Genomic DNA, 17391 nt, shown 5'->3' with positions numbered 1-17391 from the left:
CGGGCCTCACAGCCCCTGGGCCAGGCGGTGGTACGCCTGGTTCCAGCGCAGTTCCTTGGTGAAGCGGCGCAGGGACGTGTCCTCGTCGATCAGCAGGAGTTCCACCCCCAGCATCTCGGCGAGGTCGTCGAGCTCCTCGGCGCCGAGCGCCCGGGTGAGCACGGTGTGGTGCGGCCCGCCGGCCGTCAGCCAGGCCTCGGTGGAGGTGTGGAGGTCCGGACGCGGCTTCCACACCGCGCGGGCGACCGGCAGGTGCGGCAGCGGCGCCGGCGGCTCGACCACGTCCACCTCGTTGGCGACCAGCCGGAACCGGTCGCCGAGGTCCGCGAGGCCGACCACCACGGCCGGGCCGGGCTCGGCGTCGAAGACCAGGCGGACCGGGTCCTCCCGTCCGCCGATGGACAGCGGGTGGATCTCGCAGGACGGGGTCCCGGCCGCGATGCTCGGGCAGACCTCCAGCATGTGCGCGCCGAGGATCAACTCGGAGCCGGACTCCAGGTGGTAGGTGTAGTCCTCCATGAAGGAGGTCCCGCCGGGCAGGCCGCTGGAGGCCGCCTTGAGGGTGCGCAGCAGGGTGGCGGTCTTCCAGTCGCCCTCGCCGCCGAAGCCGTAGCCGTCGGCCATCAGCCGCTGGACGGCGAGGCCGGGCAGCTGGCGCAGTCCGCCGAGGTCCTCGAAGTTGGTGGTGAACGCCGAGAAGCCGCCCCGCTCCAGGAAGCCGCGCAGGCCGAGCTCGATCCGCGCCGCGTGGCGCAGCGACTCGTGGCGCTCCCCGCCGGCCCGCAGCTCGGGGGCGAGGCGGTAGCCGTCCTCGTACTCCTTGGCCAGCGCGGTGACGTCGGCGTCCTCGGCCGCGTCCACCGCGGCGACCAGGTCGTTGACGCCGTAGGTGTTGACGGAGACCCCGAAGCGGCGCTGGGCCTCGACCTTGTCCCCCTCGGTGACGGCGACGTCGCGCATGTTGTCGCCGAAGCGGGCGAGCTTGAGGCTGCGCAGTTCGGCGCGGCCGACGGCGGCGCGGGCCCAGGCGCCGACCCGGGCGGCCACGGCCGGGTCGCTGACGTGCCCGGCGACGGTCTTGCGGGGGACGCCCAGGCGGGACTGGATGTAGCCGAACTCGCGGTCGCCGTGGGCGGCCTGGTTCAGGTTCATGAAGTCCATGTCGATGGAGTCCCAGGGCAGTTCGACGTTGGCCTGGGTGTGGAGGTGGAGCAGCGGCTTCCGCAGGGCGTCGAGTCCGGCGATCCACATCTTGGCCGGGGAGAAGGTGTGCATCCAGGCGATCAGGCCGATGCACCCGTCCGCGGAGTTCGCCTCCAGGCAGATGCGGCGGATGGCGTCCGCATCGGTGAGGACGGGCTTCCAGACCACCTCGACGGGCATCGCCGGGGCGCCGTCCAGGGCCGCGGCGATCTGCCGGGACTGCTCGGCGACCTGGCGCAGCGTCTGCTCGCCGTAGAGGCCCTGGCTGCCGGTCAGGAACCAGACCTGGCGTCCGTTCAGCGGCTTCTTCACGGGGGTGGCTCCTTCTTACCGGCCCTGGGGCTGGCCGTAGACGTTCTGGTAGCGGTGGTTGAGGCTGTCGATGTCCGCCTGGGCGATGGGCAGGGGCTCGCCGAGCTGGCGGGAGAGGTGGACGGTGCGGGCCACGTCCTCGCACATCACGGCGGCCTTCACGGCGGCCTCGGCGTCCTTGCCGACGGTGAAGACGCCGTGGTTCTGCATCAGCACGGCGGGTGAGCGGTGGCCCTTGAGGGTGTCCACGATGCCCCGGCCGATCGAGTCGTCGCCGATCAGCGCGAACGGGCCGACGGGGATCTCGGCGCCGAACTCGTCGGCCATCGCGGTCAGGACGCAGGGGACGGCCTCGCCGCGGGCCGCCCAGGCGCAGGCGTAGGTGGAGTGGGTGTGGACCACGCCGCCGACCTCGGGCAGGTGGCGGTAGACGTAGGCGTGCGCGGCGGTGTCGGAGGAGGGCGCGTGCTCGCCCTCGACGACCGTGCCGTCCAGGTCGCAGACGATCATGTTCCCGGGCGTCAGCGCGTCGTAGGAGACACCGCTCGGTTTGATGACGAGCAGGTCCTCGCCGGGGACGCGGGCGGAGACGTTGCCGGCCGTCCAGACCACCAGGTTGTAGCGGACCAGCTCCTGATGCAGGTCGCTGACCTGGCGGCGGATGGCGTCGATGGTCGCGTTGATCACGTTCACGGGGCCTCGCTCGGTGTGGTGAGGGCGGCGTTGCGGATGTCGCGCAGGCGGTGCAGGAGCTGGTCGGCGCCGAGACCGAAGTGGTCGTGCAGGGCGCGGTACTCGGCGAAGAGGAGGTCGTAGGTGTCGGCTGCGGCCGGGTCCGGCAGGTAGGCGCCCTGCCGTACCCGGCCCATGGCGGCGGCCGCGGTGCGCACGTCCGGGTACGCTCCGGCGGCGACCGCCGCGTGGATCGCGGAGCCGAGCGCGGGGCCCTGCTCGGACTCGGCGACCGAGACCGGGCGGCGCAGCACGTCGGCGTAGATCTGCATCAGCAGGGCGTTCTTCTTGAGGCCGCCGGTGACGATGAACTCGGTGACGGGGACGCCGCCCTGCTCCAGGGCTTCGACGATGACGCGGGTGCCGAAGGCGGTGGCCTCCAGCAGGGCCCGGTAGACCTCCTCGGGGCGGGTGGCCAGGGTGAGCCCGACGATCACGCCGGACAGGTGGTGGTCCACCAGCGTGGAACGGTTGCCGTTCATCCAGTCGAGTGCCACCAGGCCGTGCGCGCCGACGGGTTGGGCGGCGGCCTTGCGGGTGAGCAGCCGGTGCAGGTCCTCGCCGTTGGCCTCGGCCTCGGCCAGGTAGTCCGCGGGGACGCCCTGGCGCAGCCACCAGGCGAAGATGTCGCCGACGGCGCTCTGCCCGGCCTCGTAACCGTAGGAGCCGGTGACGATGCCGTTCTCGACGACGCCGCAGATGCCGGGGACGTCGGCGAGGGTGGCGCCGTTGACGACGTGGCAGGTGGAGGTGCCCATGATGGCGAGCAGTTGGCCGTTGTCGACGGCGCGGGCGGCCGGTGCGGCCACATGGGCGTCGACGTTGCCGGCGGCGACGGCGATCCCCTCGGGCAGGCCGGTCCACCGCGCCGCCTGCGGGGTGAGCGAGCCGACCCGGGAGCCCAGCGGGGAGAGCGGGTGCTCCAGGCGGGTGCGGGCGAAGTCGGCGAACTGCGGGTGCAGCGCGGCGAGGTAGTCCTCGCTCGGGTAACTCCCGTCCTGGTGGATGCCCTTGTACCCGGCGGTGCAGGTGTTGCGGCTCTCGGCGCCGGTGAGCTGCCAGACGATCCAGTCGGCGGCCTCGATCCAGCGCTCGCAGGCGGCGTAGACGGCCGGGGCCTCCTCCAGGACCTGGAGGGCCTTGGCGTACTGCCACTCGGCGGAGATCCTCCCGCCGTAGCGGGCGATCCACTTCTCGCCGCGGGCGTGGGCCAGTTCGTTGATCCGGTCCGCCTGGGGCTGCGCGGCGTGGTGCTTCCAGAGCTTGGGCCAGGCGTGCGGGTAGCCGGACCAGGCGGAGGTCTCGGCCAGCGGGGTGCCGTCGGCGAGCACCGGCAGGACGGTGCAGGCGGTGAAGTCGGTGGCGATGCCGATGACGTGCGCGGGGTCGACGCCGGCGGCGGCGACCGCGGCCGGGACGGCGGTGCGCAGCACCTCGCGCCAGTCCTCCGGGTGCTGGAGCGCCCAGTCGGGCGGGAGCGGTCGGCCGGTTCCGGGCAGGTCGCTCTCGATCACGGCGTGGGGGTAGTCGTGGACGGCGGTGCCCACCTCCTCGCCGTCCCGGACGCGGACCACCACTGCGCGGCCGGAGAGGGTGCCGAAGTCGACGCCGACGACGTACCGGTCGGGGTCCTGGGCGGGAGGGGTCACGGTCACGTGCTCATCCTTCGTGGGAGGGGTGTGCGTCGTCGTCTGTCGCCGGTGCGGTCCTCGACCGGGGCAGGGCGGTCCGCACCGGCGACAGGCTTCATTCCGCCGTCTTTCCCTCGTGAGGCGGCGGAACGCGGAACCGTCGGCCGGGCTCACGGAAGCGGGATGCGGTGGCCCGGCCGGCGGGGTGGAGGGGGCGTTTCTGTTAACGCTCACGGAGATTGTTAGCGCTAACAATCGGCATGTCAAGGGAGGCGGCGGACAGCATCGGTCAGTCTGCGGACCCGGCGCCCGGGGACCGGGCGCCGGGTCGGCTCATCGGCGCACGGCCGGTCCCGCGCTGCGCCGCAGCACCAGCTCCGGGCCGATCTCCAGCTGGGTCGGCGAGGACTGCGCGCCGCCCTCCAGCTCGGCGACGAGCAGTTCCAGGGCCCGCCTGCCGAGTTCGCCGAAGTCCTGCCGCACCGTGGTCAGCGGCGGGGTGAAGTACGCGGCCTCCGGAATGTCGTCGAAGCCGATCACGCTGATCTCCTCCGGGACGGCCCGGCCGGCCTCGTGGAGGGCCCGCAGCAGGCCGAGGGCCATGTGGTCGTTGGCGCAGAAGACGGCGGTGACCTCGCGCAGCCGGGCGATCCGCAGCCCCGCCTGGTAGCCCGAGCGGGCGCTCCAGTCCCCGCGCTCCACCTCCGGCACCGGGCATCCGGCCGCCTGCAGCGTGAGCCGCCAGCCCTCCTCCCGGTCCTGGCTCTCCCGCCAGTTGACCGGACCGGCCAGGTGGTGCACGGTGCGGTGCCCGAGGTCGATCAGGTGCCCGGTGGCCTCGCCGGCGCCGTACCGGTTGCCCACCGACACCATGGGCACGCGCGCCCGGTCGCCCGAGCCGACCGCGACCAGCGGCACGGAACTGGAGAGGCGTGCCACCGCACTGACGGAGGAGGTCTGCGGCGCGATCACCACCACGCCCTCCACCCCCTGGTCCCGCAGCCGGTCGACGGCCTCCTGGACCGAACGGCCGTCCAGGGAACGCAGGCTGGTCACGGTCACGAAGTACCCGGCGCTGCGCGCGGCCCGCTCGATCCCGTCCAGCATCGAGGCCGGGCCGTAGAGGGTCGATTCGAAGCTGACCACGCCGAGGGTCTGCGAGCGGCGGGTGACCAGGGCGCGGGCCGCGGAGTTGGGGCGGTAGTCGAGTTCCCGGATGGCCGCCAGCACCCGGTCCCGGGTGCCGGGCTTCACGTGCGGGGCGCCGTTGAGCACCCGGGACACCGTCTGGTGGGACACACCCGCCAGTTTCGCCACGTCCGCCATCACGGGCTGACGCTGTTCCGTCCCGGTGCTGTCGGTTGCCACTGCAGTCCCCTCCTCACGATTGTGGACCACAGTACGCGACCAGGTCCAGGCCAATCCGTCACCCTCGGTACAACCGGTGGCTTCTCTTGATACCAGCTCCGCGCTCCGCTGCCATGTGCCGCTATCGCCAAGTCAACGCTCACCCCTCGCCGCGGAGGAGTTTGCCCGGATCGCCGTCCCACCGCCCGCACGGACAGCGGCGGCCGGTGAGCGGGCCGGTACGCGGCGCGGTCAGGTCACGAGGATCGGGCTGGTGAGCGCCGCCGTACCGCCTTCGGCGTCGCGGACCTCGCCCGGACGAAGGCCGACTCCACCGGCGCCGCCACGTCGTCCGCCTGCCACGGCAGCTCCGGACTCCACGGCCCGTTCCGCACCTCGACCAGATCGGGCCCCTGATACGGGTGCCGGAACGAGCCCGACCCGTACGGCACGCACGGGTGCGCCACCACACACAGCCCGCCGCTCTGGCGGAGCTCCGCCGGCTGCCGCTCGATCCCGCCGTCCACGGCGCCGCAGCGCCGGTCGACCAGCTGCCCCGGCCGGAGCCCCAGGGCGAGCCGGTGCCCGTCCCGGGTGGTCACCTCCCGGCCCGGGACCACCAGTGGGTCGCCGTCCGCGCGCAACTCCCGGGCGCCGCACGTGTCCACCGCGTCGTGCCCGGTGACGGCGCGGGCGTCGAGCCCCGGAGGGCCCGACGCCGCACGGCGGATTCCGGCCGGGCAGGCGCGGGCTGCGCGCCTGCCCGGCCGGAGCCGGGGACTACCCGAGGGTCCACTTCTGGTTGTCGCCGCCCCAGCAGCTCCACAGTTGGACGGGTGTGGCATCGGCGCCGAGCCCTCCGGCGACGTCCAGGCAGCGGCCGGACTGGACACCGGTGACGCTGCCGTCGGAGTTGAGCTGCCACTGTTGGTTGGCGCCGCCGTTGCAGGGCCAGGTCACCACCTTGGTGCCGTCGGCCGTCTCGCCGCCGTACGCGTCCAGGCACAGCGTGCTGCCGGAGACGTTCACGGTGAGCTGCCCGCCCGCCGTGCGGGTCCAGGTCTGGTTCGCCCCGCCGGAGCAACTGGAGATCTGCGCCTGAGTCCCCGGTGCGGTGGAGGCGTTGGGGACGTCCAGGCACTTGCCCGAACCGGTGCCCCTCAGCGCCCCCGAGGCGGCCGCCGGGGAATTGGCGTAGCCTGCGGCGACGATGTCGGCCTGGACGGCGTTCTCGGTGGCCTCCGACGGGTAGCCGGCGGTCATCACGCCCTCGTAGAAGGTGCCGGCGGAGCTGTTGCTGTTGTCGCCGCCGATGCCGAGGATGATCGCGCCCTCCTTGTGCATCGGGTCGTAGCCCGCCGCGTTCGGGCGCGGACCGGAGTAGAAGGTCGACAGGCCGCCGGACTGGGCGTCGCCGGCGCGGATCGCCCACTGGTTCGGGGCTCCCTTGACCATGGCCGTCAGGTAACGGTGGTTCACCGTCGGGTCGTTGGCGTTGTAGCGCGTGTTGACGCCGGAGAACAGGCCGTTCTCCAGATCGGCCATCACCCAGGGGCCCGGCCCGGAGCCGTAGCCCCAGACCTTGATGGTGCCGAAGTAGATGGCCTCCATGTGGCCGTTTCCGGTGTCGTTGCTGCTGGTCTCGGCGTTGCCGTAGTCGAAGCAGCAGCCGCCGTTGGCGTGGGTGCCGTCGAGGATCGCGTACATCCCCTCGGGCTGGTCGCCGGTGGCGACGCCGGAGGTGTGGTTGTTGCGGTAGCCGGTGCCCGGGGCGACGTACACGCCGTAGGCGCGGTGGCCGTTGAGCGTGGTGGGCGCCAGCGTGGCGTCCGCGAGCTTGTCCGGGCCGGGCGCGGCCCCGCCGCCGGGCGCCTGGGTGAGGTGGTTGTGCCGCTCGCTCTGGTCGTAGATGACGGTGATCACGCAACTCGTGCGCGCGCAGAAGGCGTCCTGGGCCGCGGCGTCGGCGTAGCCGCCGGTGCTCAGCACGCCGATGTCGCGCAGCGCCTGGTCCGAGGCGCGCCGGACCTGGTACAGCGGCCCGGCGTAGCCGCCGTAGAGCGCGCGCGTGGTGCTGTGCGCGGCCACGCACGGTGTGCCGCCGGCGCGGTAGATGTCGCACGGCCCCTGTGCGGCGGCCTGGGCCGCACCGCTCGTCGCGGTGGCGCCGGCCAGCGCGCCGACGAGGACGGCGAGGGCCGCCCCGGCCCGGGCGAGGCGGCGCAGCGCGCCCCGTCCCCGGGTGGTCCTGGTGTCACTCATGCTGTCTCCCTGCTCGTCGTTGAGCGCGGCCCAACGGGAAAGTGAGCGCTAACAATCCAGCCCGGGACAGAGTCCTCCCGCCCGAGCCGGAAGCGAAGAGTTCCTGGAGCGGCGACAGTGCCCGCACCGACGGTGTCCCGTCAAGGCTTCTGACGCGGCACTGCGGCACCGTCCGCCGGGACAGCGCGACGGTCGACCACTCCCGGGGATCCGTCTTCGGCCTCACCTGCGACGTCGTCGCCCCGCACGAGGAAGCCCTCCGGACGGACGCCGAATCGACACGGATTCGCCCGGCTGTCACCCCTTCGATCCACCCCCGTCCAACCGTTCGCATCCGGACGGACCCGACCCCGGGACACCGCGACCCAACGGTGACCCGAGGCCCCTTGACGACGCTGTTGTGAGCGTTAACACTTCATTTCACGCCAGGCCAGAGCTACGGCCACCCCAACGTTCCACAGCGCGAGGGTCCGCTCCGGCCCCGGCCCGCTCGACCGCTTCCAGCCGCCCAGCAGGGGCGCGCTGCGCCGGTCGCGGAACATCACCATGGAGGAACTGTGCGGAAGCTTTCAGCGGGCCTCGTCGCAGCGGGCCTGACGCTCTCGTTGGCGGCCTGCGGGCAGAGCGCCAACGGAGTCGGCGACGGGGCCGCCAAGGGCGACGCCAAGGGCGGGCTCATCGGCATCGCGATGCCGACCAAGTCGTCGGCACGCTGGATCGACGACGGCAACAACATGGTCAAGGAGTTCCAGGCCAAGGGCTACAAGACCGACCTGCAGTACGGCGACAACGTGGTGGAGAACCAGGTCTCCCAGGTGGAGAACATGATCACCAAGGGTGCCAGGCTGCTGGTGATCGCCGCCATCGACGGCTCCTCCCTCACCAACGTGCTGCAGAAGGCCGCCGACGCGCACATTCCGGTGATCTCGTACGACCGGCTGATCCGGGGCACCCAGAACGTCGACTACTACGCGACCTTCGACAACTACAAGGTCGGTGTCCTCCAGGGCGGGTACATCGCCGACAAGCTCGGTCTCAAGGACGGCAAGGGTCCGTTCAACGTCGAGCTGTTCGCCGGCTCACCGGACGACAACAACGCGACGTTCTTCTTCAACGGCGCGATGAGCGTGCTCAAGCCGTACATCGACCAGAAGAAGCTGGTCGTGCAGAGCGGCCAGACCGAGTTCAACCAGGTCGCCACGCTCCGCTGGGACGGCGGCCTCGCCCAGTCCCGGATGGACAACCTGCTCAGCAAGGCGTACACCGGCGCCCACGTCGACGCCGTCCTGTCCCCGTACGACGGCATCTCGATCGGCATCATCTCCTCGCTCAAGGGCGTGGGCTACGGCAGCGCGAAGTCCCTGCCCATCGTCACCGGCCAGGACGCGGAGCTGGCCTCGGTGAAGTCGATCATCGCGGGCGAGCAGACCCAGACCGTCTACAAGGACACCCGCCAGCTCGCCAAGGTCGCCGTCCAGATGGGCGACGCGCTGCTGACCGGCGGGAAGCCCGAGGTCAACGACACCACCCAGTACGACAACGGCGCGAAGGTCGTTCCGGCCCAGCTGCTCCAGCCGGTGAGCGTCGACAAGGACAACTACCAGAAGGTCCTGGTCGACAGCGGCCAGTACACCGCCGACCAGCTCAAGTAGCCCTGCGGGGCCCGCTCGACGGGCCCCGCGCCGAACCGGCGGTGCGGCGCCCGGACTCCCCCGGGCGCCCTACGGGCCGCACCGCCCCGAACGATACGGACGCACAACCATGGCTGGACCCGTTCTCGAAATGCGGTCGATCAGCAAGTCGTTCCCCGGTGTCAAGGCGCTCTCCGAGGTCAACCTGACCGTGGCGGCCGGCGAGGTGCACGCCATCTGCGGCGAGAACGGCGCCGGCAAGTCCACCTTGATGAAGGTGCTCAGCGGGGTCTACCCGCACGGCAGTTACGAGGGCGAGATCCTCTTCGAGGGCGAGCCCTGCCAGTTCAAGGACATCCGGGCCAGCGAGCAGCGCGGCATCGTCATCATCCACCAGGAACTCGCCCTGGTGCCGTACCTGTCCATCGCCGAGAACGTCTTCCTCGGCAACGAGCACGCCGACCGGGGTGTCATCCGGTGGCACAGGACCCTCACCCACGCCGGCGAACTGCTCCGCCAGGTCGGCCTGGACGAGAGCCCGCACACCAGGATCGCCGACCTCGGTGTGGGCAAGCAGCAGCTGGTGGAGATCGCCAAAGCGCTGGCCAAGAAGGTCAAGCTGCTCATCCTGGACGAGCCGACCGCCTCGCTGAACGACGAGGACAGCCGCAAGCTCCTCGACCTGATCCTGGAGCTCAAGGCGCAGGGCATCTCCTGCATCATCATCTCGCACAAGCTGAACGAGATCGCCCGGGTCGCCGACTCCGTCACGATCCTGCGCGACGGGCAGACCATCGAGACCATCGCGATCGGCCCGGAGGGCATCTCCGAGGACCGCATCATCCGCGGCATGGTCGGCCGCGACCTGGAGCACCGCTACCCCGAGCGCACCCCCGACATCGGCGAGGTCGCCTTCGAGATCGACGGCTGGACCGTGCGCCACCCGATCGACCAGCAGCGCACGGTGGTGGACGGCGCCTCGCTGAACGTGCGCGGCGGCGAGATCGTCGGTATCGCCGGCCTGATGGGCGCGGGCCGCACGGAACTCGCGATGAGCGTCTTCGGCCGCTCCTACGGGCGCTGGGCCGGTGGCCGGGTGATGCTGCACGGCCGCGAGATCCGCACCCGGACGGTGCCGGAGGCCATCGGCCACGGCATCGCCTACGTCACCGAGGACCGCAAGCAGCTCGGCCTCAACCTCATCGACGACATCAGTCGGAACATCTCGCTGAGCGCGCTCGGCAAGGTCTCCCGGTACGGCCGGGTCGACCGGAACGAGGAGGCCGAGGTCGCCGAATCGTTCCGGCGGACGATGAACATCAAGGCGCCGACGGTGTTCACCCGGACCGGCACGCTCAGCGGCGGCAACCAGCAGAAGGTCGTGCTCAGCAAGTGGATCTTCGCCGGGCCCGAGGTGCTGATCCTCGACGAGCCGACCCGCGGCATCGACATCGGCGCCAAGGCGGAGATCTACACCGTGATCGCCGAACTGGCCGCCCAGGGCAAGGCCGTGCTCGTCATCTCGTCGGAACTCCCCGAACTCCTCGGCCTGTGCGACCGCATCTACACCATGGCCGAAGGCCGGATCACCGGCGAGGTCGCCCGTGAAGACGCCACCCAGGAATCCCTCATGCGACTCATGACCATGAGCGCCGCCTCCAGCAACGAGCAGGTGTAAGGCATGGCCCAGACCGAGATCCTCCCGGACTCCGCCCAGAACGGGCCCGAGCCCGACCCGAGCCCGTCCGTCGGCGCCGCCCTGGCCCGCGCACTGCGCGGCAACGTGCGCCAGTACGGCATGCTGGTCGCCCTGGCGCTGATCGTGCTGCTGTTCCAGGTGTGGACGGACGGCATCCTGCTCCAGCCGCTCAACATCACCAACCTGATCCAGCAGAACGGCTACATCCTCATCCTGGCGATCGGGATGATGATCGTCATCATCGCCGGGCACATCGACCTGTCGGTCGGCTCCCTGGCCGCCTTCGTCGGGGCCGCCGCCGCGGTGATGATGGTCGAGCACCACCTGCCGTGGCCCGTGGCGATGCTGATCGCGCTGGTGATCGGCGCCCTCGCCGGCGCCTGGCAGGGCTTCTGGATCGCCTACCTCGGCATCCCGTCCTTCATCGTCACCCTGGCGGGCATGCTGCTGTTCCGCGGCGGCACCCAGATCCTGCTCCAGGGCCAGTCCGTCGCGCCGTTCCCCAAGGGCTTCCAGAGCATCAGCAGCGGCTTCCTCCCCGAGGTCGGCCCGCACACCAACTACCACAACCTCACCCTGCTGCTCGGCCTCGCGGTGCTGGCCGTCGCGATCCTGCAGGAGCTGCGCGGCCGGCGCCGGACCGCCTCGTACGGACTGGAGGTGCTCCCGCTCGGGCTGTTCCTGGCCAAGCTCGCCGTCATCGCGGCGGCCGTGGTCGTGTTCACCCTGCTGCTGGCCAGCTACCACGGCGTGCCGATCGTCCTGCTGATCCTCGGCGCCCTGCTGGTCGGCTTCGGCTACCTGATGCGCAACTCGATCATCGGCCGGCACACCTACGCCATCGGCGGCAACGAGGCGGCGGCCAAGCTGTCCGGCGTGAAGAGCAAGCGGGTCGTCTTCCTCGCCTTCACCAACATGGGCGTCCTGGCGGCGCTGGCCGGGCTGGTCTTCGCCGCGCGGCTCAACGCCGGTACCCCGCAGGCCGGCATCAACTTCGAGCTGGAGGCGATCGCCGCCGCCTTCATCGGCGGCGCCTCCGCCAGCGGCGGCGTGGGCACCGTCATGGGCGCGATCATCGGCGGCCTGGTGCTCGGCGTGCTGAACAACGGCATGTCACTGGTCGGCGTCGGCACCGACTACCAGCAGGTGATCAAGGGCCTGGTGCTGCTCGCGGCGGTGGGCTTCGACGTCTACAACAAGCGCCGGGCCGGCTCCTGATCCGGTGAGCGACGAGTGACGAGTGAGGACGGGCACGGTGCGCCGGCACCGTGCCCGTCCTGCCGCGTTCCGGGCCACGGCGCGGACTCAGTGGGCCAGGAGCACCAGGGCCAGCACGACCAGGGCCGGCACGGTCTGCACGAAGAGGATCTTCCGGGAGGACGTCACGGCGCCGAACAGGCCGGCGACGGCCACGCAGGCGGTGAAGAAGACCCGCACCCGGAATCCGACCGGGTCGGAGGCGAAGGCGCCCCAGAGCAGCCCGGCCGCCAGGAATCCGTTGTACAGGCCCTGGTTGGCGGCCATCGCCTTGGTCGAGACGGCGAACTCCGCCGACGTGCCGAAGGCCTCCCGGGCACGGGGCGTGGTCCAGAGGAACATCTCCAGGACCAGGATGTAGACGTGCAGGAGAGCGAGCGCGACGACCGCGATCACGGCAGGTGTTGACATACCGGGCAGAGTACGCGGCACCGACGAGCTCACCCGGCATTTTGTTCAGCCTCTTGTTCAATCGCCGAGTACAGCATCGCCGCGCCGGTCAGACCCCCTCGCCGTCCCGGCGCTCCAGCCCGGCGGCCCGGGCGCGCGCCCGGGCCGCGTGGGAGGCGATCAGCAGCGCCAGCCGCTTGGACCGACGGACGTGCACCAGGACCAGTGGCTCCTCCCTCCCACGGACCAGCAGGGCGACGGTCGGATGGTGGAACGTCGACACCTCCCGGCCGCCGCTGCGGTCGGTCTCCGCGTAGCCGGGGCGGTAGCTGACGTCCAGGATGTCGGCCCAGCCGAGCAGCATCGGCTCCGGCGTGCGGGCGAAGCGCAGCCGCAGGCCCTCCGGGCGCACCTCGACGGTCCGCAGGCCCACGCTCGGCGGGAGCTGACCGATGATCACCAGGCCGCCCAGCACGCCCGCGTCGAACACCAGTCCCTGCCACAGGATGCCGTGGTACATCAGCAACCAGAAGAGCAGGACCAGGGCGATGAAGGCCCACTTCCAGACCGCCAGCGGAACGTAACGGCGGATCTGGTGAACGCTCACAGAGCCACCCCTGGGCACCGCTTGCGACATGGCTTCCCCCTAACCCAAACGTTTGGCCCAATCGTTTGGGTTGGATGATAGGCAGGTTCGACCGACGGCGCCAGAGGCCGGAACTCCTCAGCTGGACCGAAGAAGTGACGGCCCGACAGCCATTCCGCTGGAGGCCCGCTCCACCAGCTCGGGCGCGAGCCGCCGGGAGCGGGCGGGCGCGCCGCCGATCCGGCGCAGCAGCTCCCGCACCGCCACCCGGCCCTGCTCCGCCATCGGCGAGCGGACCGTGGTCAGTGCGACCGGCAGCTCGGCGGCGACCGGGGTGTCGTTGAAGCCCGCCAGGGCGAGGTCCCGCCCCGGGTGCCTGCCGAGGTCCCGGGCCGCTCCCAGGACCCCGATGGCGGCCAGGTCGTTGACGGCGAACAGCGCCGTCGGGCGGCCGTCGGCGGCCAGCAGGGCGGTCGCCGCCTCGCGGCCGCCTGCGGTGTCGAAGGCGCAGTGTCGCACCAGTTCGGGCGGCACCGGCAGACCGGCCTCCGCGTACCGGTCGACGAAGCCGGCGGTGCGGTCGGTGCCGGTGCTGGCGAAGGGCTCCCCCGCGACACAGCCGACCCGGCGGTGCCCCAGCCGCAGGAAGTGCTCGGCGACCAGGCGCCCTCCCCGGTAGTCGTCACAGGTGACGGCCGGAAGCCCGCCGTCGGTACGGCGGTTGACCAGGACGTGCGGCGTGCCCCGGAGCGCCGGGTCCGCCAGGGCGGCGCCGTCCAGGTGCGCGTCGCCGATGATGAGGCCGTCCACCCGCCGGCCGAGGACCATCGCGATCCGCTCGCGCTGGCGGACCGGATCGTCCTGGGTGTTGGTGACGAAGGCCGCGAACCCGTGCCGGGCGGCCTCCTCCTCGATGCCCTCGTAGATGGTCGCGACGACGATCTCGGACAGCCGGGCGAACACCACGCCGATCAGACTGCTGCGCCGGGTCCGCAGACTGACGGCGGCGGGATCGCGCCGGTAGCCCAACTCCTCAGCCAGGTCCCGGACCCGACGGGCCGTCGTTCCCGAGGCGGCCCGCCGCCCGTCGCCTTCGGATCCGTTCAGGACCCTGGAGACGGTGGACACGTCCAGCCCCAGCTGGTCGGCGATCACCCGCAGCGTCACCGGGCGGCTCTCGATACCCATGACCGACTCCCTCTCCTCCACGACCGCCATTGTGCGCGATCACCGCACGGGCCGTCGGCGGGGGTTTCCACGGCCGGTGGCTGCGCGGTCGAGCCCACCTCCGAGGGCGCTGCGGGCGTCACCGGCTCCCGCTCCGTCGCCCGGGCGGCCCGTCGCCGCCCTCGCACCGATCCCCGGCACCGGCGGGTCGATGTCCGGGGCCGGTCGAAACCTTTTTTGGCGGGCGGCAACCTCCCGCACGACAGCGGCAACTGACGGGCGACACCGAGGGCGGAACACCCCACGGTTCGTCCGATCCCACCGCCTGCCGCCGCCGCGCGCCCGCCCGTACGACCGGGTGCGGTGCGGCAGCGGGGCCGAAGCAAGGAGTAACCCGCATGAACGAGACGGACGCCACGGCTCAGGGCCGCGGTCGGCGCGCCCGGGCGGCCGGCAGCGCAGGGCGTGCCCGTGGGCGCCACCGCCGACGCGCGATGAGCGCGACCGCTCTGCTGCTCGGCGTGCCCGTCGCCGTCGGGTCGTACTTCGTGTTCACCCACGAGGAGTCCCAGGCCGCGACGGTCGACGGCGATGCCTACTACCGGCTGGTCTCCGTGCGCAGCGGCAAGGTGCTGGACGTCGACGCCTTCTCCACCGCCGACGGCACCCGTATCCAGCAGTGGACCGACCAGGCGACGGCCAACCAGCAGTGGCGGCTGAGGCCCACCGGGGACGGCTACTACGAGCTGGTGAACCGCAACAGCGGCAAGGTGCTGGGCATAGCGGGGGATTCGACCGACCGGACGGCCACCGCCGAGCAGCAGACGGATCGTTCCGCCGCCTCCCAGCAGTGGCGGATCGACGATGTGAGCGGTTCCGACGCCGTCACCTTCACCTCCCGCAGGAGCGGCCAGGTCCTGGACGTCTCCGCGGCCTCCACGGCCCAGGGCGCGGCGGTCATCCAGTACCCCGACTGGGGCGGGACCAACCAGCAGTGGAAGCTGGTGAGGATGCCCGCGACCGACGGCGCGAAGGCCACCGGACCGTACGTGTGGAAGAACGCCCAGATCGTCGGCGGCGGGTTCGTCACCGGCTTCGTCTTCAACCCCAGCCGCAAGGACCTCCTCTACGCCCGCACCGACATCGGCGGCGCCTACCGCTGGGACGCGGCCGCCGGCCAGTGGATCTCGCTGACCGACTGGATCGGCGGCGGTGACTGGAACCTGCTGGGCATCGAGAGCCTGGCGACCGACCCGGTCGACCCGAACCGGCTGTACCTGGCGAGCGGCACGTACACCAACAGCTGGGCGGGCAACGGCTCGATCCTGCGCTCCACCGACCAGGGCAGGACCTTCCAGCGCACCGACCTGCCGTTCAAGCTGGGCGGCAACGAGGACGGCCGGTCGATGGGCGAGCGCCTGGTGGTGGACCCCTCCGACCACAGCAAGCTCTACCTGGGCACCCGCAAGAACGGCCTGTGGCGCAGCACCGACTTCGGTGCGACGTGGAGCCAGGTCGGCGCCTTCCCCGTCAAGGACGGCGCGAGCAGCGGGGTCGGCCTGTCCTTCGTGACCTTCGGCCCGGCGGGCAGTAAGACGGTCTACGTCGGCGTTGCCGACAAGTCGACCTCGCTGTACCGCTCCACCGACGGCGGCAACTCCTGGCAGGCCGTGCAGGGCCAGCCGACGGGTCAATTGCCGCACCACGGCGTGCTGTCCGGCGACGGCTCGCTCTACCTGACGTACAGCGACGGTCCGGGCCCGCAGCCGGTGACGGCCGGGTCGGTGTGGAAGTACACGCCGTCCACCGGGGCGTGGAAGAACATCTCGCCGTCCAGCGGCCATTACGGCTTCGCCGGTCTCGCGGTCGACGCCGAGCACGCGGGCACGGTGATGGTCACCACCCTCAACCGCTGGTACCCCAACGAGGAGCTCTACCGGTCGACCGACGGCGGCACGACCTGGAAGGCGCTGGGCTCGACCGCCGTGCGCGACGCCTCGGCGGCGCCCTACGTGGGGTCCGGCAGCGTCGGGCACTGGATGGGCGCGCTGGCCATCGACCCCTTCGACTCCGGACACGTCCTGTACGGCACCGGATCGGGCATGTGGCGCAGCACCGACGTGACCGCGGCGGACCGCGGGGGCGCCACCCACTGGACCATCCCCAAGGGGGTGGAGGAGACCGCGACCAACGGACTGATCAAGGCGCCCGGCTTCCCGCTGGTCAGCGCGCTCGGCGACCAGAGCGGATTCCGGCACGACGACCTGACCAAGTCCCCGACCCGGCAGTTGACCAGGCCGAAGTTCACCACCGCCACGGGCATCGACTTCGCCCAGGCCAAGCCGTCGTTCTCCGTGCGGGTCGGCTCCGGCGGCGAGCAGCACGGCGCCTACTCGACCGACGGCGGAGCGACGTGGACGCCGTTCGCGACGGCGCCGACGGCCGACGCGGCCGCCGGCTCCACCGCCGTCTCGGCGGACGGGGCCACCGTGGTGTGGACCCCGGAGGGCCAGGTGCCGTTCCTCTCGACCAACCGCGGCGCGTCCTGGACGGCGGTCTCCGGCCTGCCCAAGGAGGCGGCCGTGGTGGCCGACCGCTCCGCGGCGGGCACCTTCTACGCCCTCAGCGGCGGCACCCTCTACGCCAGCACCGACGGCGGCAGGCACTTCACCGCCCGCGCCACCAACGCGGGCTACGGGCAGCTCAAGGCCGTCCCGGGCGTCGCGGGCGACCTGTGGATCTCGGGCAAGGACAACGGCCTGCTGCACTCCACCAACGGCGGGACGAGCTTCACCAAGGTCGCCGGTGTGCAGGGGGCGAGCGGCCTCGGCTTCGGCAAGGCGGCACCGGGCGCCACCTACCAGGCCCTCTACCTCAGCGGGACGGTCAAGGGTGTGAGCGGGCTGTTCCGCTCCACCGACGCCGGCTCGACCTGGGTCCGGATCAACGACGACCAGCACCAGTACGGCGGGACGGTCATCAACGTCATCACGGGCGACCCCGACGTGTACGGCCGCGTGTACTTCGGCAGCTACGGCCGCGGCGTGGTGTACGGCGACCCGTCCTGACCGTGGCGGGGGGGGGGGGGGGGGGGGGGGGGGGGGTGGGGGGGGGGGGGGGGGAGGGGGGGGGGGGGGGGGGGGGGGGGGGGGGGGGGGGGGTACGTNNNNTCCC

General features: G+C 71.8%; 13 protein-coding genes. 4 read left to right on the top strand and 9 right to left on the bottom strand.

Translation table 11 applies throughout. The features are described from left to right. Positions 1–6: 6 nt before the first annotated feature. From araA to ACZ58X_RS26050, 6 genes are all read right to left on the bottom strand, one after another. Positions 7–1515: an L-arabinose isomerase gene (gene araA / locus ACZ58X_RS26075; RefSeq protein WP_470336016.1), complete on the bottom strand. Its 1509-nt coding sequence runs from the start codon at positions 1513–1515 to the stop codon at positions 7–9. Positions 1516–1530: 15 nt separating this feature from the next. After that, a complete protein-coding gene (locus tag ACZ58X_RS26070) occupies positions 1531–2208 on the bottom strand; it encodes an L-ribulose-5-phosphate 4-epimerase (protein WP_470336015.1) in 678 nt (225 codons plus the stop codon). Next, positions 2205–3902, bottom strand: coding sequence for a ribulokinase (locus tag ACZ58X_RS26065; protein WP_470336014.1), 1698 nt, complete (start codon positions 3900–3902; stop codon positions 2205–2207). The genes ACZ58X_RS26070 and ACZ58X_RS26065 overlap by 4 nt, the downstream gene beginning before the upstream one ends. Before the next feature lie 309 nt (positions 3903–4211). Further along, the gene (locus tag ACZ58X_RS26060) at positions 4212–5204 is read right to left on the bottom strand and encodes a LacI family DNA-binding transcriptional regulator (RefSeq protein WP_470336103.1); all 993 of its coding nucleotides are present in this window, start codon (positions 5202–5204) and stop codon (positions 4212–4214) included. A gap of 278 nt (positions 5205–5482) precedes the next feature. Next, complete coding sequence (locus ACZ58X_RS26055) at positions 5483–5893, bottom strand: hypothetical protein (RefSeq protein ID WP_470336013.1); 411 nt, start codon at positions 5891–5893, stop codon at positions 5483–5485. Positions 5894–6005: 112 nt separating this feature from the next. Then, on the bottom strand, positions 6006–7487 hold the full coding sequence (locus tag ACZ58X_RS26050) for an arabinofuranosidase catalytic domain-containing protein (protein WP_470336012.1): 1482 nt from the start codon (positions 7485–7487) through the stop codon (positions 6006–6008). A gap of 557 nt (positions 7488–8044) precedes the next feature. Between ACZ58X_RS26050 and chvE the strand changes: the two genes are divergently transcribed. From chvE to mmsB, 3 genes are all read left to right on the top strand, one after another. Further along, complete coding sequence (gene chvE / locus ACZ58X_RS26045) at positions 8045–9139, top strand: multiple monosaccharide ABC transporter substrate-binding protein (protein ID WP_470336011.1); 1095 nt, start codon at positions 8045–8047, stop codon at positions 9137–9139. 109 nt (positions 9140–9248) lie between these two features. After that, positions 9249–10796 carry a multiple monosaccharide ABC transporter ATP-binding protein gene (mmsA, locus tag ACZ58X_RS26040; protein ID WP_470336010.1) on the top strand — a complete coding sequence of 516 codons (1548 nt, stop codon included), beginning with the start codon at positions 9249–9251 and terminating at the stop codon, positions 10794–10796. Positions 10797–10799: 3 nt separating this feature from the next. Then, on the top strand, positions 10800–12035 hold the full coding sequence (gene mmsB, locus ACZ58X_RS26035) for a multiple monosaccharide ABC transporter permease (RefSeq protein WP_470336009.1): 1236 nt from the start codon (positions 10800–10802) through the stop codon (positions 12033–12035). An 87-nt stretch (positions 12036–12122) separates the two neighbouring features. Here the strand turns inward: mmsB and ACZ58X_RS26030 are convergent, their stop codons facing one another. From ACZ58X_RS26030 to ACZ58X_RS26020, 3 genes are all read right to left on the bottom strand, one after another. Beyond that, a complete protein-coding gene (locus ACZ58X_RS26030; RefSeq protein ID WP_470336008.1) occupies positions 12123–12485 on the bottom strand; it encodes a DUF1304 domain-containing protein in 363 nt (120 codons plus the stop codon). Positions 12486–12573: 88 nt separating this feature from the next. Continuing rightward, positions 12574–13071, bottom strand: a complete 498-nt coding sequence (locus tag ACZ58X_RS26025; protein WP_470336007.1) for a hypothetical protein — start codon at positions 13069–13071, stop codon at positions 12574–12576. A 117-nt stretch (positions 13072–13188) separates the two neighbouring features. Next, a complete protein-coding gene (locus ACZ58X_RS26020; protein WP_470336006.1) occupies positions 13189–14238 on the bottom strand; it encodes a LacI family DNA-binding transcriptional regulator in 1050 nt (349 codons plus the stop codon). Between the two features lie 473 nt (positions 14239–14711). Here ACZ58X_RS26020 and ACZ58X_RS26015 point away from each other — a divergent pair, with 473 nt between their 5' ends. Beyond that, positions 14712–17285, top strand: coding sequence for an RICIN domain-containing protein (locus ACZ58X_RS26015; protein WP_470336102.1), 2574 nt, complete (start codon positions 14712–14714; stop codon positions 17283–17285). Positions 17286–17391 lie beyond the last annotated feature (106 nt).

The organism is Kitasatospora sp. NPDC040550 (assembly GCF_055594965.1).
The sequence above is the reverse complement of the archived record's forward strand: the minus strand, read 5'-3'. Positions and strand labels throughout refer to the sequence as shown.